This window comes from Frankia sp. KB5 (assembly GCF_002099325.1).
Lineage (GTDB): Bacteria > Actinomycetota > Actinomycetes > Frankiales > Frankiaceae > Frankia > Frankia casuarinae.
Genome location: NZ_MRUJ01000150.1, coordinates 1 through 22,548 on the forward strand (window position 1 = coordinate 1; position 22,548 = coordinate 22,548).

A 22,548-nucleotide genomic window follows, 5' to 3' on the forward strand; every position below is an offset into this window, starting at 1 on the left:
GTGGTGCCGATCCGCAGGAACTCCCCGCGCACCGGCTGGCCGGCGATCTCCAACGCCATGTGCTGGGACAGGTCCCCCTCGGCCACCGCCGCTATGACCCGCGCCACCTCGTGGGTCGGCCGGGCCAGGTCGTCGATGAGGGAGTTCACCGCCTGCGTCATGTCGGACCAGCCGCCGGGGTTGCCCAGGTCCTCCATCCGCAGGGTGAGCCGACCGTCACGGCGGATCACCTTACTGACCCGGGCCAGCTCACGCGCGTGGCGCTCCTGGATGGYGGCCAGCTCGTCGAACTTGCGCACCACGTCACCGGCGTAGCCGTCCCGCGCCGCGAGGCGGGTCGAGAAGTCGCCCTCGCACAGGCGGGTCAGCCCGTGCAGGAGATCCGCGATCAGCTCGTCGGCGGCGGCCCGCGACGCCCGAGTGTCGTCCACGGGAAGGGATGCATGGGGCACGATGGTCGCGGTAGCGTCACCGCCTGGTGCATCCAGATCATGACGAGCCGAGGGTTGCGGGTCGTATGCGGGGCTCATTGGTCTCCTACCTGAGCTCAGTCGACACGATCGTCTCGGGTCCCGGGCCGGGCGGAGGGCCCGGGTCAAGGGCGGTCTCCCACGGGCACCGGCGTGGGGCGGCGTCGGTGGACAGGTGACACCAGCCGCCAGTATCCGYCTCACGATGGACAACGCAGGAGAGACTGAGTACATGTATGGCGCAGCAGGGGGTGGGACGATGCCGGCGCGCGCCATCGCGTTGCCACCGACGCCCGACTCCCCCCGGGCCGCCCGGCRCTTCCTGCTCGAGGCGTTGCACGGGCAGCTGGACGACGACCTGCTGGACTCCGCGCTTCTGCTCGTCACCGAGCTGGTCACCAATGTCGTCGTGCACGCGGGCACCTCGGCCACCGTGGAGGTGCGCGCGGACGGTGACGGCGTGCGGGTCGGGGTCACCGACCGGCATCCGGTCCGCATCGGCATGGCCCGGGTAAAGAAGGTCGAGGACGCTGACTTCGGCATCGACGGGCTGCGCGAGGACGGCCGCGGCCTCGCCCTCGTCGACGCGCTCGCGACGAGCTGGGGGACCGAGCACGGCCGCGGTGGCAAGACCGTCTGGTTCCGCCTGGAAACCGCCGGCGACGGCTCGCCCACCGCTGCTGTGACCAGTCCCGCTGTGGCTGTGACCTGTCCCGCGCCCCGCCCGGTACCGGCCCCCGTGGTACCGGCGCCGCGTCCGGTCCGGCTGATAGCCCGGGACACCGCCCGTGCCCTCACCGCCGAGGGCGAGGTCAGTGAGCTGCTCGCGCAGCTGGTGGACGCGCTCGCGGTCACCGCCGGGCTGGTGCGGCGTCCCGGGCGCGACGGCGGCCGGTCGGAGACCGTGGCCACGCTCGGGGCCGTCGGCCCGGTTACCGAGGCGCTCTTGTTCCCGCTGGATCCGACGCAGGAGAGCCTCGGCGAACTGCTGCTCTGGCCGGCGGCCGGCGGCCGCCCGAGTGGTTCGGGCGGCACCAGCGATTCGGGCGGAGTGGGTGTCCCCGGCGACGTCCGCCGGATGGATGCCGCCGCGGCGGCCGGGCTGGACCTGGAACGCATCCGCCTGACGACCCGATGGATGGCCCTGGCCCTCGGCGGCGGCGACATGCGACGCGCCGAGGAGCGCCGCATCGGGATGCTGTCCTTCCTCGCCGAGGCGTCCGATCTGCTGGCGGGCAGCCTGGACCTGAGCCGCTCGCTGGCGCTGCTCGCGCGGTTGCCGGTCCCGCGGCTGGCCCAGTGGTGCGCGGTGTACCTGCACCGGGAGAACGCCGATCCCGCCCTGTGGGCGGCGGCACACGCGGAGGAGAACGCGGCGGGCGCCCTCACCGCTGCCGCGGTCGACCCGGACGGCCCGTTGATGGCGGCGGTGCGCTCCGCGAGCGGAGACCGAGTGCGTTCACTGACCGCGCTCGGCGGACCGGCGCTCGTGATGGTGCTGCGGGCCCGGCGGCGGGTACTCGGGGTGCTCGCGCTCGGCCGCCCCGAGGGCAACGCCTTCGCCGCGGACGAGATCGATCTGCTCGCCGACCTCGCGCGCCGGGCCGCCTTCGCGGTCGACAACGCCCGGCTCTACAGCCGGCAGGTGGAACTGGCCGGCACGCTCCAGGCGGGTCTGCGCCCACCGGAGCTGCCGATGATCGAGGGACTGGATCTCGGTTCCGCCTACGGCGCCGCGCAGTCGGCGGGTCTCGACGTCGGCGGCGACTTCTTCGACCTGCTGTGGGGTCCGCTCGGCTGGACGATCGCCATCGGCGACGTCTGTGGCAAGGGTGCAGAGGCCGCCACCGTGACCGGGGTGGCCCGCGCCGTCCTGCGGCTGCTGACGGGCCGGGGTACGGAGCTCGGCGAGGTGCTGCTCGAGTTGAACCGGACCCTGCGCGACGCCGCGTCGTCTCATCCGAACGGGCAGAGTCGGTTCTGCACCCTGGCCGCCGCCACGATCATGGCGCCGGCCGGCGGACCCGCGGAGGGCGAGCCCGCCGACACCGACACCGACACCAGCACCAGCACCAGCACCAGCACCAGCACCAGCACCAGCACCAGCACCAGCACCAGCACCAGCACCAGGATCCGACTGCGGCTGTTCCTCGCCGGCCATCCCCAGCCGGTGGTGCTGCACGCCGACGGGCGCGCCTCGCTCGTCGGTCGCCCGGGAACCCTGCTCGGCGTCCTCGACGACGACGAGGTCTCGTTTCCGGGGTTCGAGATCGTCCTGCGCCCGGGCGAGTCACTGGTCTTCTACACCGACGGGGTCATCGAGGCCCGCAATGGCGGGAAGCTGCTCGGCGAGGACCGGCTCCTCGACGCGATCGGGGGATGCGCAGGCCTGTCAGCGCAGGGGATCGCGGATCGCGTCCTGGCCGCCGCCGAGYGGTTTGCCGGCGGCAACCTGCGCGACGATGTCGCGATCCTCGTGGCGCGCGTGCCCGGCTGACCGGCATGATGGACGCTTCGGGGTACCTCCGAGGCGCCTCCGCTACGCCCGCGGGCGTCCCCCCGGGCCCCGCGGGCACGAAGGCCCACGGAAAGGAGGCGCCACCGGCACCGCACCGGATGCCAGATCGACATAGCCTCAAGAGGTGCGATCCGGAAACAGAGGCTTCAATCCCCACCCAGTGGGTAGAGCCACCTCGATATCCTCGCACAGGCTTGGTGGTCGATGAGCGCGTCTTCGGTCCCGATGGATGTGGTACGGCAGGCAACGTCCAGTTGCCCACCCGCAACCCACATACTCGCCGAGCTCCCCTATCTGCCCTCCGCCGTCCCGCAGGCCCGCAGGGTGCTCCGCGAGGGCATCCGGCTGGCGGACCTTCCCGAGGACCTGCGCGGCACCGCCGAGCTGCTCGTCAGCGAGCTCGTGACGAACGCGGTCAAATACGGGCAGYCGCCGCTGTGGCTGCTTATCGAGATAYGGCCCGGTCTGATCCACGCGTCCGTGTCGGACACCTCGACGGTTCTGCCGCAGCGGCGTGAGGTCGCGCCGGACGCCGAGGGCGGTCGCGGCCTGCTGGTTCTCGACACGTTGGCGGGCAGCTGGGGGACGGTGGCGGTCGAGTCAGGGAAGTACCTGTGGTTCGACCTGCCCGTGCCGGTTCCGCCGGCGCCGGTGGTGGGTCGGCGGTCCGCCTCCGTCCCCGAAGCCGACGGCGCGGCCTCCCCGGGCGCCGGGAGCTCCTCGCTGCCCGAGGGGCCGTCGTCCGCCGACGGGTCGTCACCCGCCGAACCCACCGAACCTACCGAACCCACCGAACCCACCGAACCCACCACTGTGACCCGCTCTGCCCCGGCCGCCCGGTACTCCCCACCGATCCGTCCCGCGCCACGTCCCCCGGCCGCCTCCGCATCGGCCCTGCTGTCGTCCGCCTTCGGGATGTCCCCCTTCCCGGTCCTGTCGAGGCGGCCGGGATCGGACCGTGCCGGATCAGGCCGCACCGGAGCGGCACGCGCGGGTTGGGAGGCGGCCCGGCCAAACGACGCCGAGGCGGCCGTCACGATCATCACCAACGGCCCCTGACGCCGTCACGTCATTCCCCGCCCGGCCCTCCCCCGCAGCGGATGGGTCCGGCATGGTTGGCGAATCACCCGATCAGCGGCTCAGCGRCTCAGCGGGTCAGCGGGTCAGCGGGTCAGCGCAGAGGTTCTGTGACGCCGGTTACAAAAGGGCGTGCGCTACTTGAAAAGCAATGCGGCACTGAATCGTGACGCCGCGTGACGTCACGATCGTCCAAGCGGGCCTCGCCCCGCCGCGGGCCACGTCCCGTCAGACGACGGACGTCCATCCCTGCCCGACGACGCACCGCCAGATGCGGCCACCCGAACCGGTCGAGCCCCCGATGACGAGCTGGCCCGTGGTCACGCAGTCGGCGGGCTGCGGATCGGTGACGCTGATCCGCACCCAGGGATGCAGGATGTCGTTGCCCTGGTGGACGTTGAAGTTGTCCCCGAACACGCCGGCGCCGCCGGCCTTGTTGACGGCGAAGATGGGTTGGTTCAGATGGTCGTAGACGATGAACAGCTGGCCGTTGGGCCCGCCCGTCGACTGGATACGAAGCCCCTCAGCGCTCTGGTTGGTCGCCCGGAACACCCAGGGGTTGCCGGTGAAACCRCTCTGCGCGTAGGCGTAGYCACCGCCGCCGAGYAGCCCGCCGACAAGGGTCGCCGCGCCGAGCACGCTGATGGTCCTGAGACGATGTAGGTACGAAAACATGGGTCTTCTCCCMGATCGATACTCCCGGCCGTGTCCTGATGTGACTCCCGATCGGCAGTCACGGCTGATCTGATAGGAATGCCACTATAGATTGCTAGTTATCTATTCATTGTGACAGAAGTCCTAATTTTGACCAGCCGAACGGGCCAGAACCACGACACATCGGCCCCCGCCGTCCGAAATGTCCCGTTTGGGCGCCAGGTCGATAAACACTGCGTATCGCCCCATCAACAGATTGTCAATAACCCGAAAAATGCGACTTGGAGTAATATTGTCTAGAATGTCAGAAATAACTGCCATGGCGGCTGGAGCGATGAGCTTGAACCTGGTGCTACCTGGTGCTGAAGGAACATTCCTCTCCCGGGTATCCGATCAGCTCGACCGATCGGTGGGGAACGGAGCATGCCGTGTTCCCCGAAGCTCGATGCGCCGGGCCCGGGGGTGGCCGAGGAAATCCGGCAGTGCGAACTCGTAGCCGTACGCACCCGCCATGGGGAAGACGACGACGTCACCCGGCCGCACCCGATCGACCGTGATGTCACGGGCGAGGGTGTCCTCCGGCGTGCACAGCTCCCCGACCACCGTCACCGGACGACCTTCGACCACCGCCTCCCGCGTGTGCTCCGGCTCCGGCCCACCGTTCCGGCCCGATCTCTCCACGACGGCGAAGTTATGGACGATCTCCCACGATGTCGGCAGCGCGAAATGATGAATTCCGCCACGCAGAATCACGAATTCCGTCCCGTAGGAATGTTTGACGTCGATCACCTCGGCGGCGTACCAGCCGGAGTCGGCCACCAGCATCCGCCCCGGCTCGAAGATTACCCGAGTTCCGTCCGGCACCGGCAGCGAACTTAGTCCCTCACCAAATCGGATTAGGTCAAAGGGCCGGTCACCGCGCCGGTCCGGTTCGAACGGAACCCCGAATCCACCGCCCACGTCGACCATCCGCAGCTCGATCCCGGCCACGGCAGCCGTCCGGACGGCGAAATCGAGACACCACCGGACGTAGCCCAGATGGGCGGCGGCATCGAGATTGCCGGACACTGCGTGGACATGGAATCCGACGACGTCGATATGGGCCAGATCCGCCGCGAGTTCGAGCGCGGCGGGGACCTCCRTTTCGGGGATGCCAAACGCACTCGGCCGACCGCCCATTTGGAGGGAGCCTGCCAGGCCTACCTGGGCCGGGTTGACGCGCACCGCCGCCCGCACCCGACGGCCGAGCCGGGCCGCGACGGCGTCCAGGCGGCGCAGTTCGCCGAAGCTCTCGACGTTGACGACGTCGACGTCGGCCGAGACCAGCGCGGTAAGCAGGGTCATCGACTTTCCCGGTCCGGATGCGACCAGGCGGGGACGTCGGGCGGAGTCGACCCGGCCGTACGCTGCCTGCGCCAGGCGCACCTCGTGCGCGGAGGAGACCTCGAAACCGTCGATGCCCCGACCGCTGGCGCCGGTCCTGGCGTCGCTCCTGGCGTCGGTCGGGGTGGCGCCCGGGCTGGAGTCACTCCGTTCCCGCCCCGACCGAGGGATGTCCGGACCGGTCCCACGCAACAGGGCGTCGAGTATCGGCGGAAAGCTGTTGGCCTTGACCGCGTAGCAGACCTCCGCCCACATGGGCAGGCAGGCCCGCAGCGCCGCGGCGTTCCGCGCGGCCGCCGCCGGGTCGTAAAAGTAGGCGCTGACCTCTCCGGCGCCGGCCGGCCAGGCACGCACCGCGGTCAACACCGGACGGGGGAGGCTTTCGGCGGGCAGGGCGCGCAGCGGCGCGGCCGAGGGCGGCAGGTCCACCAGATCGACTCCTCACTCCAATCAGTCGTCACTCCATCAGTCGTCCGAGACTCCATCAGTTGTCCGAGCTCAGCCGCGTCCCTCGCCAGGGACAGGACAATCCCCTCTGCCGCCAGGCGCACTGCCGCCAGGCGCACTGCCGCCAGGCGCACTGCCGCCAGGCGCACAGGAGCGATGGCGTGTGGCGCGGGCTGTCGAGTGCGGACGCATGGTCCAGAAGGGTGGTCCAGACAGTGGTCTCGGATGGGTGGTCTCCACCTGGACCCGACGCTGTCGGTTAGCCCGATGGTGGGGCGACGAAACACGGATCGGATCCGCAAACGGTGCCTGATACATCACACGGACCGCATCCGGCTTCCGTGCCGCCGGACGGTCGCGGGACGTTCGTCACCGCCATAACCGGTTGTCTGATTCTGATCAACGGGCGTGTAGTGGACATGCCGCAAACACCACAGCCTGAGGCCGATGTTTCTGCCGCAACCCGACTCCCCCGGACGGACTATGAAGAGACCACCACGTCTGCTTGGCACCACCATAACCTTGCGCGGAGCAACCATGGTGCGACTGGCTTAAGTTAGGCTTCCCTCAATCAGCCTGCGCGAAAGGGAGTCGCCCGCGATGACGGTTTCCGCTCGTGACGCCGCCGGCGGCTCAGCCGGCCGCACGGCGCCCCCCGCGACCGTGCCTTCCGTAACCACGAGAGCCACGACGACGCCCCCTGCGACCACGACCCCCCCGACCACGACCCCCCCGACCACGACCCCCGTCGCCGCCAGGTCCACGCCTGCAGCCCCCACCACGGGTCCCAGGTCCGCACCCACGGACGCCGCGAACCCGGCCACGATCCTCGCGCGTCAGCGTCAGCGCGAATCGGCGGCACGGACCTATGCGCGGACCCTCCCGATCGTGCCTGTCCGGGCGTCCGGAACCATGGTTCTCGGCGCGGATGGCCGCCGCTACCTGGACTGCCTGGCCGGCGCCGGAACGCTCGCGCTGGGACACAACCATCCGGTGGTAACCGAGGCGATCACATCGATGCTTGCCCGAGGCGCCCCGTTGCACACGCTCGACCTCGCCACCCCCGAGAAGGACGCCTTCACCGACGAACTCCGTGGCTGCCTGCCGGCCGGCATGGGGAGCGATGTGAAGTTGCACTTCTGCGGCCCGAGCGGCGCCGACGCGGTCGAGGCGGCCATCAAGCTCGCGCAGACGGTGACGGGCAACCAGACCATCCTCGCGTTCACCGGTGGATACCACGGAATGACGGCGGGTGCCCTGGCCGTGACCGGGAACGTCGCCGTCAAAGATCCTCTGCCGCCATCGACATCCGTCGTACGGCTGCCGTTCCCCTTCCCCTACCGGTGCCCGTTCGGGGTGGGGTCCGGTCGCGCCCCCGGTCCGGACGGTGCCGAGTTGTCCGCCCGCTACATCGAACGTCTCCTCGATGACCCGGCCGGAGGGGTAGTCAGGCCGGCGGCACTGATCGTAGAACCGGTTCAGGGTGAGGGCGGGGTGGTTCCCGCTCCTGACGGCTGGCTCCGCGCCATCCGCGAGATCACCCGTCGCCGCGGCATCCCACTGATCCTGGACGAGGTCCAGACGGGAGTCGGTCGCACCGGGAAGTACTGGGCCGCGCAGCACAGCGGCATCACCCCCGACATCATCGTCATGTCCAAGGCGATCGGCGGCGGGCTGCCACTGGCCGTCATCGCCTACCGGTCTGAGCTGGACACCTGGGCGCCCGGGGCACATACCGGCACCTTCCGTGGAAACCAGCTGGCGATGGCCGCGGGCCATGCCACGCTGCGCCTGGTGCGAGAGGACCGTCTCGACGAACGCGCCGCCCGACTCGGCACGCGCCTACTCACCGGCCTGGCAGAGATCGCCCGGAACCGGCCGCAGGTGGGCGACGTACGCGGCCGCGGGCTGATGCTCGGCGCCGAGATGGTCGATCCGACCGCAGCCCCGGACCTCGTCGGCGCGCATCCCGCCGACGCGAGACTCGCCGGTCTGGTACGTGCCGAATGTCTGCGCCGCGGCCTGATCATCGAGCTCGGTGGGCGGCACGGCGCGGTCGTCCGGCTGTTGCCACCGCTGATCCTCAGCGATGAGGAGGGCGATCGCGTCCTCGCGATCCTCGCCGACGCCATCGATGCCGCCGTCCGCAGGCTCTCCGTCCACGCGGCTTTGGGACACCCACCCGCCGATCAGGCCCACGTCCGGTTCGGATCCGCCGGATGATCCCCCCGCGCAGCCCTGACACACCTGTCGCCACCGCGCCGGCCGGAGAGTCCGCACCAGCCGGAAAGCCCACGTCGGCGGAGGAACGGGGGCGGAGGAACGGGGGGTCCACGGACGGTCCACGGAGGCGGGAGATCCCCATCCTCCCGGGGCTACGGCCGATGGTCGATCTCGCGTTGGCCGCCCTCGACGATGGCCGCCGGATCCGCGGCGGCCCGCTGCCCGCCGGTGGTCCACCGGTGGTGCGCGCCATGACCAGAGCTGCCCTCGGTCTGACTCCGGCCGATCCGGCCCCGGCCGATCCGGCCCCCCCGGACAGTACAGGGACCCTGCTACCGAGGACCGGAATCGGCCCGTCGGCCGCGCTGACCGGCCTGGTCGAAGCCCTGGCCGCCGGTTCCGCGGACCCGGCGGACCCGTGGTGCGCCGCCCATTTGCACTGCCCTCCGCTGGCGGTCGCGGTCGCCGCCGACCTCGCCGTGAGCGCCCTCAATCCGTCCCTGGACTCCTGGGACCAGGCTCCCGCGGCCACGACGATCGAGACCGAGGTCGTCGCGACCCTGGCCGCACTGGTCGGCTTCGATCCGGACCGGGCCACCGGCACGATCACCACCGGTGGGACCGAATCGAACCTGATGGGCCTGTTCCTCGGTCGGGACGCGGCCCGCCGTGGCCCGACCGGGCAAGACGCTTTGGGCCCGGCCGCCCCAGGTCACGATGCCGGGCACCAAGGAGGCCCCGGGCACCGAGGAGCGGACCGGCCGGCACCTCGGGTGTTCCGTTYGGCGGCGGCACACTTCTCGATTGATCGGGCGGCGTCCCTGCTCGCGATCGACGCGCCTCCGGTGCTGGTCATCGAGACCGACGACCGGCACCGGATGCGCGTCGAGGCGCTCCGTCACGCCCTGGCCGCGCACGCCGGGCCGGCCATCGTCGTGGCCACCGCTGGTACCACCGATGCGGGCGCGGTCGACCCGCTTCGGCAGATCGCCGCGGTGGTCGAGGAACATCGCCTCCGGTTAGGTGGGTCRCAGGACCCGAGCAGGCCATCGGGCATGGAGGCAAGGTCCGGCAGGGCGGCCTGCTGGTTTCACGTGGACGCCGCCCACGGCGGCGGCGCGTTGCTGTCCGAGCGGCTGGCCGGCCTGCTGGACGGACTCGACCTCGCAGATTCGGTCGCACTGGATCTGCACAAACTCGGCTGGCAGCCGGCGCCGGCCGGGGTCTTCCTCACCGCCCGCGACGACGGCTGGGCCAGCCTCGCGACACGGGCGGAGTACCTCAACCCGGAGGATGACGAGGCGGCCGGCTTCACCAGCCTGCTGGGCCGGTCGCTGCGGACCACCCGCCGCGCGGACGCCTTCCCCATCGCGGTCACCCTTCGGGCCCTCGGCCGCGACGGTCTCGGCGCCCGGGTGGATGCCTGCCATGATCTCGCGCAGCACGCGGCACGGACGGTGCGCGCCGACCCCCGTCTCGAACTCGCCTTCCCGGTAACACTCAGCACCCTCGTCTTCCGCTACCGGCCGCCACAGGCCATCTCGGATCCGACCGCGTCCGGCCCCACCGCATCCGGCCCCGCGGGCCCGCCCTCCCCCGACCGGGTGGACCGGATCAACGCCCGGCTGCGCCGGGAACTGCTCGTCGCCGGCCGGGCCGTCGTGGGGCGCACCCAACTCGGTCCCCGTCACGCGGTCTTCCTGAAGCTGACTCTGCTCAATCCCGACGCCACCACGGCGGACGTCGACGCGCTGCTCGGGCTGATCGCCGAGACCGGGGACGTCCTTGCCGCCGGTGGTTCCACCAGGGCCCGGCGGCGGTCGTGACCGGCGATCGACCGCAGTCCGAGGCCATCGCGGACGCGACCATCGCGGACGAGATCGTCACGGAGACTCTGCTGCGGTGCTGGGTGCGGGAGACAGGCGTCCGGTTACCGGCAGACGCCCGGACGCTCGGCATCGACCTACCCGCATCCGGCCTGTCCGTTCGGGCGACGTTGACGCACCACTCCCCGGCCGGATGGCACGGGTTCGGACCACCACGCCTGGTTTGCGCGGCCCGCGAACCAGCCCCGGTGGACGCGGGCCTGCTCGCCGCGCTGCTCGTCCGAGAGGTCGTCACGCGGGATGGGCTACCGCCGGCCCTCGGCGCCCAGGCGCTGGGAAGGATCATCGATTCCGCCGGCTGGATCGCGAGCTGCCTCGCGGCCCGCGGTCCCGGGCCGGACCCGGCCACCATCCCCCCGTTCCTCGCCGCGGAGCAGGCCCTGATCACCGGTCATCCGTTCCATCCGGCGGCCAAGAGTCGCCAGGGGGCTTCGCCGGAGGCACTGGCCACCTACTCTCCGGAAGTCGGCGGGTCCTTTGCGCTGCACTGGTTCGCAGCCCATCCCTCCGTGGTGACCGTCTCGGGCAGTACGACGACCCGCTCCGGAGGGCGGGACCAGGCCCTCGGCACGAACGGCCGGGGCCTGATCCGGCTGCTGGCGGATCTGGCCAGGGAAGACGCTGGGGCCGAGGAGCCGAAGTCCGACCTCTCGGCCGCGTCCGGTTCCGGACCAGACCGACATGGCCCACCCGGGCTCACGGGGTCCCCTCGGACCGGCGGACGCGATCGCCCGGACATTCCCGCCGGTTACGTCGTGGTACCCGCGCATCCCTGGCAGGCGGACGAGGTCAGCAGGCGGGAACCGGTCGCCGAGCTGCTTGCGGACGGCCGCCTGATCGACCTCGGGGTGTCCGGGCACCGGTGGTATCCCACCTCGTCGCTGCGTACCGTCTGGCGGCCGGAGATCCCGGTGATGCTCAAGCTCTCGCTGGGGATGCGGATCACCAACTCGCGCCGGGTGCTGCAGCTCGACGAGCTGCGGCTCGGCGCGATGRCCGCGAGGCTGATCGACGCCGGTCTCGGCGCGGCGCTCGCCGCCCGACATCCGAACTTCCGCCTCATCGGGGAGCCCGGTTGGGTGGCCGTCACCCGACCGGGAGGGGAGGGTCGGCCCCGAACCGGCCCCGCAACACCGCTGCGGATCGGGTCCGGCGAGCGGCGCGACGGAGGGCGCGACGAGRACGGCGTCGGGCTGGAGACCGCCGTCCGGGTCAATCCGTTCGGGTCAGTCGACCGGGTGGTGTGCGCCGCGGCACTCATCGCGCCCAGGCCCGAGCGGACCACGGACAGCCGTGGCCGGGCCCGGACGGCGATGCTTCCCCGGATCCTCACGACGCTGGCTGGCTCGCTGAGCGATCCCCTCCCGACGCTGACCGACGCCTGGTTCGACCGTTACCTGACCGTGGTAGCCGCCCCGGTGGTGGACCTCTACCTGCATTTCGGGATCGGCGTCGAGGCCCACCTGCAGAACACCCTGGTCACCCTGGACGCGGCGGGCTGGCCGATCGCCGGCTGGTACCGCGACAGCCAGGGCTACTACGTGGCCACCTCCGCCACGGCGGAGGTGCAGCAGCTGCTGCCCGGCTTCGGTACCGGGCTCAACGCGATCTTCGATGACGCGCTGGTGGCCGAGAGGACCATCTACTACCTATTCGTGAACAACGTCTTCGCCCTCGCCGGCGCGCTCGGGGTCGCGGGTGTCGCGGACGAGCGCCGCCTGCTCGGGCGGGTGCGTGGCCTGCTCCATCGGCTGGACGAGGATGGCCCACGCGGGCGGGGGCTGCGACCACCCGCCGCTCGCCGAGCACTGATCACCAGGCTGCTCGACTCCCCCACCCTGCCATGCAAGGCCAACCTGCGCACCTGCGTGGACGGGCGGGACGAACTGGTCGGACCGGTGGCCACTCAGTCGGTGTACGTGCCGATCCCCAACCCGCTCCTGGAGGCCTCGTGACCTTCCGCGCCCCGTCCACAGCTCGCGGCGAGCGCCCGCGTACCGTCGACGACGGATCGGCGTTCGCGGGTCTGCCGGCGGGGGGCGAACCGCCCTACGACGTGGTCGGGGTCGGGTTGGGGCCGTTCAACCTGTCGCTTGCGGCCCTGGCCGACGGGCTGCCCGGCCTGCGGGCCGTCTTCTTCGACCAGGCGCCGGCCTTCAGCTGGCATCCCGGCCTGCTGTTGGAAGGTACGACCCTGCAGGTGCCGTTCCTCGCCGATCTCGTCACCCTGATCGACCCGACCAGCAGATGGTCCTTCCTGGCGTACCTGCGCGAGCATGACCGGCTCTTCCGCTTCTATCTCTACGAACGGTTCCACATCCCCCGCCGGGAGTATGACGACTACTGCCGGTGGGTCGCCGACGGTCTCGACTCCACCCACTTCGGCACCCGTGTCGAGGCGGTCCGCTGGGATCCCGACACCCGCCTGTTCCAAGTGACGATCGTCCAGCCCCACCGGTCCGATCAGGCAGGGCAGTCCGGCGCGTCCCCGACACGGGTGGTGACCGCTCGGCACCTGGTCCTCGGGATCGGAACCGAACCGATCATGCCGCTGGCCTTCGCGGGGATGCCGAACGGGCGGGCCTTCCATGCGGCCGAGTACCAGCAGCGRCGTTCCGCGCTGGCGGGGCTTTCCCGGGTCACGGTGGTCGGCTCCGGACAGTCCGGGGCGGAGGTGTTCGCGGATCTGCTCCGCGCACAACCGGTGACCGGCCATCAGCTGACCTGGATCACCCGCACCCCCGCCTTCGCACCGATGGAGTACTCCAAACTCGGCCTCGAACAGTTCACCCCCGACTTCGTCCGCTATTTCCACGGTCTGGAGCAGACGACCAAGGACACGCTCGTTCCGGCTCAGTGGCAGCTCTACAAGGGGATCGACGCGGACACCATCGCGGAGATCTACGACCTGCTGTACGAACGGACGATCGGCGGGGCGGACGTGGCGGCGACGCTGCTGCCGGGCGTCGTCGTGGAGACGGCCTCGCAGCGGGACCGGGGCGGTGAGATCACTCTCGGCTGCCGCCACCGCGATCAGAACCGCGCCTTTCCCGTCCACACCGACGCGGTGGTGCTTGCGACCGGATACGCCGCCCGCCGGCCGACCCTGCTCGATCCCATGGCCGGACTGATCGACGTCGACGACAGGGGCCGCTTCCGCGTCGACGCCCGGTACCGGGTGGCGACCGACGCCGGTCTGACCGGCCGTGTCTACGTCCAGAACGCGGAGCTGCACACGCACGGCGTCGTGACGCCCGACCTCGGCCTCGGTGCCTGGCGCGCCGCGGTCATCCTCGACGACCTGACCGGCGGCGACGCCTACCGGCTGCCGTCGCCGTCGGCGTTCACGACCTTCGGGGTCCCCACCCGGTCGGGCCAGCCTGACGGGAACGGCCAGGCCTTAGGCGAGCGGCGCGTACGGCCGCGCGATCCGGCCCCGACCAAGACGGCCGGGACGGCCGGGCGTTGACCACGTCATGGTCCGCGCCACCGCCCGCGGCACCGTCCCCGGGGCGGACCGGGTCGGCGGACCGATGGCGGCAGGCCGGCCGTGCCCTGCTGGCCAAGCTCATCGCCGAAATGGCCTACGAGGAGCTACTCAGTCCGCAACCCGACGAGCCAGYGGATGCCGCGGCCGGGCCGGCGGGCTCCCCGGGCGGGCCGCCACCCACTGCACCGGCACGGACGAGCGATCCCGCGGTGCGCGGCGTGACCCCGGACGGGCGCAGGCACCCCCCGATCGGACGGGGTCCCATCCAGGGTTACCGGCTCCGAGCCGGGGGCGTCACATACGCTTTCACCGCCCGACGTGGCACATTCGGGTCCTGGTGGATCGATGCCGCCACGCTGACCCGCTCGGTTACGCCGCCCGGCCCGGACGGCAGCCCCCCCGAACCGGGCACCGCACCGACCGTTCCGGGCACCGCACCGGCGGACGACCCGATCCGCTTTCTCCAGGACATGCAGGTCCTGCTCGGCTGGTCCGATCCGGTCCTCGCCGACGTGGTACGCGATCTGCTCGCCACCCAGGCAGCCGATCATCATCTGCTCGGAACGGCGATTCCCGCGGTGGATCTCGYCGATCTGCCGTTCGTCGCGCTCGATGGGTACCAGACCGGCCATCCCTGTCTCGTCGCGAACAAGGGACGGCTCGGTTTCGGCGCGGCCGCGGCCGTCTACGCCCCCGAGGCGCGCCGGCCCTTCCGACTGCGATGGGTGGCCGCACACCGCGCGATCGGGCGGTACAGCGCCATCGCCCCCAAGGCCATCGACCTTTCTGGCCAGGGCGCGCCGACCGTGCCCGACCTGCTCACCACGGAACTCGACGAGCAGACCCGCGCCCACTTCACCGATGTGCTCCGCGGCGCCCTGCCGGACGAGCCACGCCGGCCGGGCCCCGCGCCCCTCTCCGCCCCACCCGCCGGACCACCCGCCGGTACGACGATCGCCGACTATGTCTGGCTACCCGTCCACCCGTGGCAGTGGGAGAACGTAATCGTGCCGCTCTATGCGGCCGAGATCGCCACCGGCCTGCTGGTACCGCTGGGCGAAGCACCGGACCGGTACCTGCCCCTGCAGGCGGTGCGCACCCTCGCCAACGTCGACCGGCCGGACCGGCGGAACGTCAAGCTCGCGCTGATGATCCGTAACACGCTGGTGTGGCGAGGGATGTCGGCGGCTGATGCCATCGCCGGGCCGGCGATGTCGAGCTGGCTGCTCGGGCTTCGCGACGCGGATCCCTTCCTGCGCGACGTGACCCGGGTTCTCCCGCTTCCGGAGGTCGCCGGCGCCACCGTCCGGCACCCGGCCTACGACGCCGTCCCCGACGCGCCCTACCRCCTCCACGAACTACTCGGCGTGCTCTGGCGTGATCCGGTGGAGCGGTTTCTCGACGGCGGGGAGCGGGCGCGCAGCCTCGCGTCCCTGCTGGCGGTCGGCTCCGACGGTCGGGCAGTCGTCGCCGAGCTCGTGGCCCGCTCGGGCCGGCAGGCGCACGACTGGCTCGCCGCGCTGTTCGCCGCTCTCCTGCCGCCGCTGCTGCACTACCTGTACCGGTACGGCGTGGCCTTCACGCCGCACGGCGAGAACGTCCTGTGCATCTTCGATGCCGAGGAGATGCCCCGCCGCATAGCCGTGAAGGACTTCGGCGCGGACATCGAACTGGTGTCCGGCGAGTTCCCCGAGCGGCGGGGGATGCCACCGGAGGCGGTCGAGCACTGCCGGCGGTGGCCCGGCCCGGTCCTGGCCCACTCCCTGCTCTCGGCGGTGTTCGCCGGGCACTTCCGCTTCTTCGCGGTGCTCGTGGCGGATCATCTCGATGTGGACGAGAACCAGTTCTGGCGGCTCGTGCGGGCGACGGTCGACCAGTACCACGCGAGGTTCCCGGCCCTGCGGGAGYGGTTCGCCTCGATCGATCTCCTCGGGCCGGCGTTCGGTCGGGTCTGCCTGAACCGCGAGCAGTTCGCGGGCGCCGGGTTCCACGATCGCGCCGACCGGGACGGAGGCTTCGACCTGATACACGGCGAGGTCGCGAACCCACTGCACGATGTGTCCACCCTCACGACGGGCCCGGCGCGACCGGCAGCCCCGACGGAACCGGCGCCGCCTACGGCATGAACGGAGAACGCATGACATCGTCGCCGGTTCCGACCCCGCCATCGGCCCAGGTTCCGGCCCGTCCCGACCCCCCGGACCCGCTTGAGCCACCTGAGCCGATCGGGCGGCCCGCACCGCGGGTCCAGCCCCGCCCGATCGGCCCCGGGTCATCGTCCGATCAGGCGCTCGGGGAGAACGCGGCCGGCCGGGGAGTGCTGCGTGACCTGCTGGCCGGAGCCGAACCGGTCGAGGAGATCATCGTCGCCACCGTCGACCTGCAGGGCCGGCTCGTCGGCAGCGCCGTGTCCCCGGAGCACTTCACCGGACCGGTGCTCRCCGATGGCCTCGGCGCCTGCACCTACCTGCACGCCGTCGACGTCGACATGAAGACCGACGGAGGCTACCCCCACTCGCCCTGGTACGACGGCTTCGGTGATCTACGGCTCCAGCCCGACCTCACCACGTTGCGCCGCGCACCCTGGCATCCGTCCGACGCGGTGGTGTTCGCGGACGCGTTCTGGCCGGACGGGTCCCCGGTGGGCGTCGCTCCCCGTGCCGTGCTGCGTCGACAGCTCGACGCGCTCRCAGCCTCCGGTCTGACCGCCTTCGCCGGGACGGAGCTGGAGTTCCTGGTCTTCCGCGAGTCCTACCGTCGAGCTGCGCGGCGCTCCTATACCGATCTCACCCCGKCCAGCCGTTACAACATCGACTACGCGCTTTCCGGCACGGAAGGCCTGGACGATCTGGTCCGACGCCTCCGGCGGGCGATGGCCGGCATCGGGGTGGCGGTCGAGTCCGCGCGCGGGGAGGTCCATCCGGGACAGTTCGAGATCGTGTTCCGGTATGCCGATGCGATGCAGGCCTGCGACAACCACACCCTCTACAAGACCGCCGCCAAGAAAATCGCCGCGGCGGGCGGGCAGGCCCTGACCTTCATGGCGAAGTACGACGAGGGCGAGGGGAACTCCTGCCATGTTCATCTGTCCCTGCGCGGGACGGACGGGGCGTGTGTGTTCGCGCCGTCCCCCGAAGGTGAGGGGGCGCTCGTCCGGCACCCCGGCTTGGCCCCACCGGGCATCGCACCCCCCGGTTTCCCACCCCCCGGCTCTCGCGACGACATCGCCGGGATGTCCGCGCTGATGTGCTCGTTCGTGGCCGGGCAGCTCGCCTGCATGGCCGATTTCGCGTTGCTGTACGCGCCCAACGTGAACTCGTACAAGCGCCTGGCACCGGGCTCATTCGCTCCGACCGGAGTCAGCTGGGGACGGGACAACCGGACCTGCGCCATACGGGTGGTCGGCGACGGGCCGGGCCTGCGCGTCGAACATCGGGTGCCGGGCGGTGACGCGAATCCCTACCTCGCCGTCGCCGGGATGATCGCGGCCGGCCGTTACGGCATCGAGCACCGTCTCCCGCTCGAACCCGGACGGGTGGGCAACGCCTTCACCATGCCGGACGTGCCACGGCTGCCCGCGACGTTGCGGGAGGCGGTGGACCGATGGCGCGCCAGTGCGGTGGCCCGGGCCGCCTTCGGTGATCGGGTCGTCGCCCATCTGGCCCATGCGGCCGAAGTCGAGCTCGCCGGCTACGAGCGGACCGTCACCGACTGGGAGCGCCGGCGCGGCTTTGAACGGTTCTGACCCCGCCCTGCTCCGGGACGGAGTATTCGCGTAGTCCGAACCGCCGATACAAAGTCCGCAAGGGGCCAGGGGCCCACCAGTTGTAGTCGCCGGCCACCCGCATGAAGGCGGGGACCAGCACCCCGCGGATGAGGGTGGCATCGAGCACGATCGCGAGCGCGGTGGCGATCCCGAACATCTGGATGAACCGGACCGACGAGGTACCGAACGCGACGAAGGTGACGGCGAGCAGCGCGGCGGCGGTGCTGACGATCCGCCCGACCCGGGCGAGCCCGGTGGCGACCGCCTCGGTGTTGGGCGCGCCGGCGTCGTGCGCCTCCTTGATCCGGGAGAGCAGGAAGACCTCGTAGTCCATCGAGAGCCCGAAGGCGATACAGAAGAGCAGGACCGGCATGGAGGTGTCCAGCGGGCCTGGGGTGAAGTCGAGGAACCCGGACAGGTGGCCGTCACTGAAGATCCACACTGAGGCGCCGAACACGGCGCACATCGCCAGCCCGTTGAGCACGATGGCCTTCACCGGTAGCAGCACGCTGCCGGTGAACAGGAACAGCAGCACGAAGGTCGCCAGYGCGATCAGCCCGAGGGCGACCGGGAGACGGTCGGCGATCGTGGTCTTGCCGTCTACCAGGACGGCGGATGCGCCACCGATCAGCACGCTGGTCCCCACGGGCGCCGGCACCGCACGCGCGGCCCGGACGAGGGCCTGCGCATGGTCCGACGCATAGTCCACCGCAGGTACGACCTGGAGGGAATCCGCTCCGGCGATCGCGAACCGGCGGCTGGCCGGACCGGGCGGTAYGACCCGGCGCCCGTCGATGTGGGACCCGAGGGCGCTGTCGACCCGGGCCACGTCCGGCAGTTCGGACAGCGCGGTCGCGTAGGAGGCGAGCGCGGACCGGTCGATCATGCCCGGCCCGGTGGCTTGGACGACGACGTCGAGCGCGCCGCCGATGTCGGCGGCGAACGCGCCCCGCAGGGCGTCACCGACGATCCGGCTGTCYGCCGAGCCCGGCTTCAGCACCCGGTCGTCCGGGGTGCCGAAGTTCACGTGCAGAAAGGGCGCCCCGAGGACGAGCAGAACCGCGATCACCGGCAGGCCGGTGAGCACGGGGTGGCRCATCACGGTGCCGGCGACCTGACGCCAGAACGGCGAGTCGGCCGCCTCCCGCACCACGACCGGCGCCGACCCGACCGGCGCCGACCCCGCCGCGCCCGCGGGCCCGATCGCCTCGCCGCCCCGGGCACGACCGGCGCGGCGACGCCGCACGAGCCCGAGCAGACCGCCGATCCCCCAGGCGTTGACCCGCTCGCCGAGCACCATCAGCAGCGCCGGCAGGGCCACGACGGCGGCCAGCATCGCGACGAGGGTCACCGAGATCCCGGCGTAGCTCATCGACTTCAGGAAGAACGGCGGGAAGACGAGCATCACGGCCAATGCCACGATCACCGTCGCCCCACTGAACAGGATCGTCCGGCCGGCCGAGCGGACCGTCCCCTCCACCGCGGTGGCGCGGTCCCGACCCGCCGCCAGTTCCTCCCGGAACCGGCTGACCATCAGCAACGAGTAGTCGATGCCCAGCCCCAGGCCGAGGGCCGTCGCCAGGTTCACCGCGAAGATCGACACGTCGGTAAGCTCACCGATCACCGAAAGCGCGGCGAAGCCACCCAGCATGCCGAGCAGCCCGATACCCAGCGGCAGCAGGGCRGCGACCACGCCCGCGAACGCGATGACCAGCAACGCCAACGTGATGGGAATGGCGAACGACTCGGCGGCGGCGAGGTCGGCCGAGACGTGTCCGCTGATGTCCTCCCCGACCGTCGCGGCCCCACCCGGTCGGACCGTCACCGCCCCCGGCGCGTCCGCCCACGACCCATAATGATCAACGATGTCGGCGGCCTGGTCATCGTCCTGGACACTGGCGACGACGAGCGCCTGCCGACCGTCCCGCGAGCGCAGCGCCGGACCGCCCCCCGTCCAGTAGGACACGACGTCCCTCGCCCCGGCCTGGGCGGCGAGATCGGCCGCAACCTCCTTCCCCGCGGCGACGACCGCCGCGTCGTCGACATCGCCCGCCCGGGCGGTCACCAACAGGAGGAGGTTCGGGCGGCCGTGGAAGCGGGCGTCCAGGACGTCCTCGGCTCGGGAGGAGTCCGACGCTGGATCGTCGAACCCCCCCGTCTGGAGTTTGYCGAAGGCACCGCCCGCGAGCCCACCGGCGCCGAGCAGCACGAGGAGCGTAAGGACGAGGACCAGACGCGGGCGGCGCGTCACGAGCGCCACGAGCGGAGTAAACACGGAACCCTCCGAAGAGCAGGCGATGCTGAAGAGAACAGTGTTCGCGATCGCTGCTCGTGTCAAGACGCATCCGTTCRCAAAGTTGACAGCGTTCTCGTCGAGACCCACCATGACCGTGGTGAGCAGTCCGGTTCCCCGTCGCGAACGACTGCGGCAGGCCACTCTCGACGAGATCAAACAGACCGCGCGCGCCCAGCTGGCCGAGCGTGGCCCGGCTGCGCTCTCCCTACGGGGGGTCGCCCGGGTGATGGGCATGGCCCCATCGGCCCTGTACCGCTACGTGGACAGCCGGGAGATCCTGCTGGCCGAACTGGTCGCGGACGGGTTCGCCTMGCTGGCGGAGGCCCTGGAGGCGGCCTTCGACGCGGCCGATCCGCATGACCACCTACGACGCTGGCTCCAGGTCGCCCGCGCGCAGCGCCGCTGGGCCCTGGACCACCCGACGGAATACGGACTGATCTTCGGTCCCGGCATTCCCTGTGCCACGTCGACCAACGACCGGATGATCACACAGCTGCACCGCGCGGTCGCGGTGCTGTTCCGCTGCATGAGCGAGTCGACCGGGGCCGGCATGATCGACACCGCCGCGGTGGACGCCCAGCTCACCCCGCCGATGYGCGCCAGCCTGCAAGCCTGGGGACGCGACCACGACGTCGCGATCGACGCCGCCGGACTCGCCGTGTGCCTGGCCGTCTGGACCCAGTTGCACGGCTTCATCTCCTTGGAGATGTTCGGGCACCTCCCCCCCGCCCTTGACGACATCGACGAACTGTTCGACCGGCAGATGGCGGACGCGATCATCCGCGTGTGGCGAGGCGGGTACAACCTCGCCACGGTGATGCCCGTCCCGCCGGCCGGCCGACCGGTCGCGAAGTGACCACCCGGTGCCGGCCAGTCGGTCCGGTGATTGACGGTCCGGTGGTCGCCGGGCAGCGGTTCAGCTGCCCGGCGACCGGCCGCCGGACGGTCAGGCCGAGGTCCGCATTCGCCGCCCCAGTGCGTCGAGCGCGACCCGACGGGTACTCTTGATCTCCGGCAACCGCGCCTGATAAGCCGGTGCCGTGGCCAACGGCTGGTAGAAGCCGAGCCGCGGAACGAAGTCGGTGTCGTCGTAGCCCGGCGGCCGGTGCAACGCATACGTACGACCCGGGAAAAGCAGGTCGTAGTTGTCGGCGATCTGCCAGATGGCGACGTGCGGGTCGACCCGCCGACGCTGAAAGTACGCCTCCAGGACATCGATTGTGAAACTAATCTCATGGAACTGTTTGACCAGGCTGTGGTAGTGCTGGCCGACCTGATACTTGATCGGTAGTTCGACCTGGAGACTATCGGAGTAGTCGAGCAGATCGAGAGCCAGAACCTTCAGTGACGTCTCGACGCCGTACCCCCGCGAGAACGCCAGCGCCGCGAAGACGTCCGCGTCGATGACGAACTCCCCGATCAGCGGCTGGATTGTCCGAGTGATGGACGGCACATACCTGGCGAGCTGTTTCGACAACAGCGACCGCAGCATCTCGGTGGTTCGCCCCCCGGGCTGCCCGTCGCCAGTCACTCTACGCGAACTTCCGTTGACGAAAAGCGGGGCGTTATCGKCAGTCGCGGCGGCAGCCAGGACACCCACTGTATATGGATCATAGCTTTCCAGATCGGCGTCATGGAAGATGAGCCGACTCCCGAACGCAAGATAGGCGAGACTACGCATCGCACCCGCCTTGCCGCCGGTCGTGGTGGCCTCTCGGCCCGCGTGACGCTGCAGGACCGACTCCCCACGCACGACCCAGCTGGCGCCCGCGTCGGTCGCGATGCGCATCAGGCCATGTTCGTCCCCGTCCGACGACGGGTCGACAACCACGCCGATCTCGTCCAGCACGCTACGCTCCTGCATCCAGCGTTGCCGGTTGAGTGCGATGATGTCGCCGAGAGTTCGAGCCGCCTCCGGGCCACGGGCCGGGATGAGCAGACTCAGAGTGATGCCCTTGGCGAGTTTGTCGACCTCGATTGAGTCGAGGTCGAGGCTGGTGGGTTCGAGCGTTCGCACGGACGCCCCTCTCTCGTGACCTTTCTTCGGTACGGACAGCCCGTACCGGTGATGACGTCCAGATGGGGATCTGGTGCGGCATTGCCGGCGGTATCAGACGGGCTGGGTAGGGAATCCCCCGGCCACCCCGGACCGCATGATTGCGTACCTCCGTTCACAACGCCTCATCCGCCCGAGTCGTAGCCGGTACCTCCCCGCGTGTTCCGGTTCACCGCTTCCGCCTCTCGACCACCCGGGAACGATCGGTCCGCCACATGCAGGTGCTGGAGCGTCAAAGTATCGGTCTTACGACCGTGTCCGTCACTCCCCATCTTTCTCGAG

The 22,548-nt window shown here is 70.8% G+C and carries 13 protein-coding genes and 1 pseudogene; 9 read left to right on the top strand and 5 right to left on the bottom strand.

Annotated features, from left to right (window positions below; genetic code table 11):
* A pseudogene (locus KBI5_RS15300) lies at positions 1–530 on the bottom strand (hybrid sensor histidine kinase/response regulator); the annotation flags it as partial.
* 199 nt (positions 531–729) lie between these two features.
* On the opposite strand from KBI5_RS15300, the gene KBI5_RS15305 reads away from it, so the two are divergent.
* Both KBI5_RS15305 and KBI5_RS15310 read left to right on the top strand, forming a co-directional pair.
* A complete protein-coding gene (locus tag KBI5_RS15305; RefSeq protein WP_241882934.1) occupies positions 730–2,967 on the top strand; it encodes a SpoIIE family protein phosphatase in 2,238 nt (745 codons plus the stop codon).
* 225 nt (positions 2,968–3,192) lie between these two features.
* Positions 3,193–4,047 (top strand): ATP-binding protein, encoded by an 855-nt coding sequence (locus tag KBI5_RS15310; RefSeq protein WP_085015614.1) that lies wholly within the window; start codon positions 3,193–3,195, stop codon positions 4,045–4,047.
* 246 nt (positions 4,048–4,293) lie between these two features.
* On the opposite strand, the gene KBI5_RS15315 is transcribed toward KBI5_RS15310, so the two are convergent.
* Positions 4,294–4,740, bottom strand: coding sequence for a hypothetical protein (locus KBI5_RS15315; protein ID WP_085015615.1), 447 nt, complete (start codon positions 4,738–4,740; stop codon positions 4,294–4,296).
* A gap of 372 nt (positions 4,741–5,112) precedes the next feature.
* A complete protein-coding gene (locus KBI5_RS15320; protein WP_085015616.1) occupies positions 5,113–6,531 on the bottom strand; it encodes a diaminopimelate decarboxylase in 1,419 nt (472 codons plus the stop codon).
* A gap of 843 nt (positions 6,532–7,374) precedes the next feature.
* Here KBI5_RS15320 and KBI5_RS15325 point away from each other — a divergent pair.
* The 6 genes from KBI5_RS15325 (at position 7,375) to KBI5_RS15350 (ending at position 17,893) form a co-directional block, all read left to right on the top strand.
* On the top strand, positions 7,375–8,772 hold the full coding sequence (locus KBI5_RS15325; RefSeq protein WP_049761139.1) for a diaminobutyrate--2-oxoglutarate transaminase family protein: 1,398 nt from the start codon (positions 7,375–7,377) through the stop codon (positions 8,770–8,772).
* 161 nt (positions 8,773–8,933) lie between these two features.
* Positions 8,934–10,598, top strand: coding sequence for a pyridoxal-dependent decarboxylase (locus KBI5_RS15330; RefSeq protein ID WP_085015617.1), 1,665 nt, complete (start codon positions 8,934–8,936; stop codon positions 10,596–10,598).
* Entirely contained in the window at positions 10,595–12,613 is a 2,019-nt protein-coding gene (locus tag KBI5_RS15335; RefSeq protein ID WP_085015618.1) for an IucA/IucC family protein, read from the top strand. The genes KBI5_RS15330 and KBI5_RS15335 overlap by 4 nt, the downstream gene beginning before the upstream one ends.
* A gap of 71 nt (positions 12,614–12,684) precedes the next feature.
* On the top strand, positions 12,685–14,127 hold the full coding sequence (locus KBI5_RS15340) for a SidA/IucD/PvdA family monooxygenase (RefSeq protein ID WP_035941600.1): 1,443 nt from the start codon (positions 12,685–12,687) through the stop codon (positions 14,125–14,127).
* Positions 14,124–16,274 carry an IucA/IucC family protein gene (locus tag KBI5_RS15345; RefSeq protein WP_085015619.1) on the top strand — a complete coding sequence of 717 codons (2,151 nt, stop codon included), beginning with the start codon at positions 14,124–14,126 and terminating at the stop codon, positions 16,272–16,274. Before KBI5_RS15340 ends, KBI5_RS15345 begins: the two co-directional genes overlap by 4 nt.
* An 11-nt stretch (positions 16,275–16,285) precedes the next feature.
* Positions 16,286–17,893: a glutamine synthetase family protein gene (locus KBI5_RS15350; protein ID WP_241882936.1), complete on the top strand. Its 1,608-nt coding sequence runs from the start codon at positions 16,286–16,288 to the stop codon at positions 17,891–17,893.
* Here the strand turns inward: KBI5_RS15350 and KBI5_RS15355 are convergent.
* The gene (locus tag KBI5_RS15355) at positions 17,853–20,189 is read right to left on the bottom strand and encodes an MMPL family transporter (protein ID WP_085015623.1); all 2,337 of its coding nucleotides are present in this window, start codon (positions 20,187–20,189) and stop codon (positions 17,853–17,855) included. The two genes, KBI5_RS15350 and KBI5_RS15355, sit on opposite strands and share 41 nt — an antisense overlap.
* A 109-nt stretch (positions 20,190–20,298) precedes the next feature.
* Between KBI5_RS15355 and KBI5_RS15360 the strand changes: the two genes are divergently transcribed.
* Positions 20,299–21,066: a TetR/AcrR family transcriptional regulator gene (locus KBI5_RS15360; protein WP_085015620.1), complete on the top strand. Its 768-nt coding sequence runs from the start codon at positions 20,299–20,301 to the stop codon at positions 21,064–21,066.
* Positions 21,067–21,156: 90 nt separating this feature from the next.
* Here KBI5_RS15360 and KBI5_RS15365 read toward each other — a convergent pair whose 3' ends face one another.
* Positions 21,157–22,227: a hypothetical protein gene (locus KBI5_RS15365; protein WP_085015621.1), complete on the bottom strand. Its 1,071-nt coding sequence runs from the start codon at positions 22,225–22,227 to the stop codon at positions 21,157–21,159.
* Between the last annotated feature and the right edge of the window lie 321 nt (positions 22,228–22,548).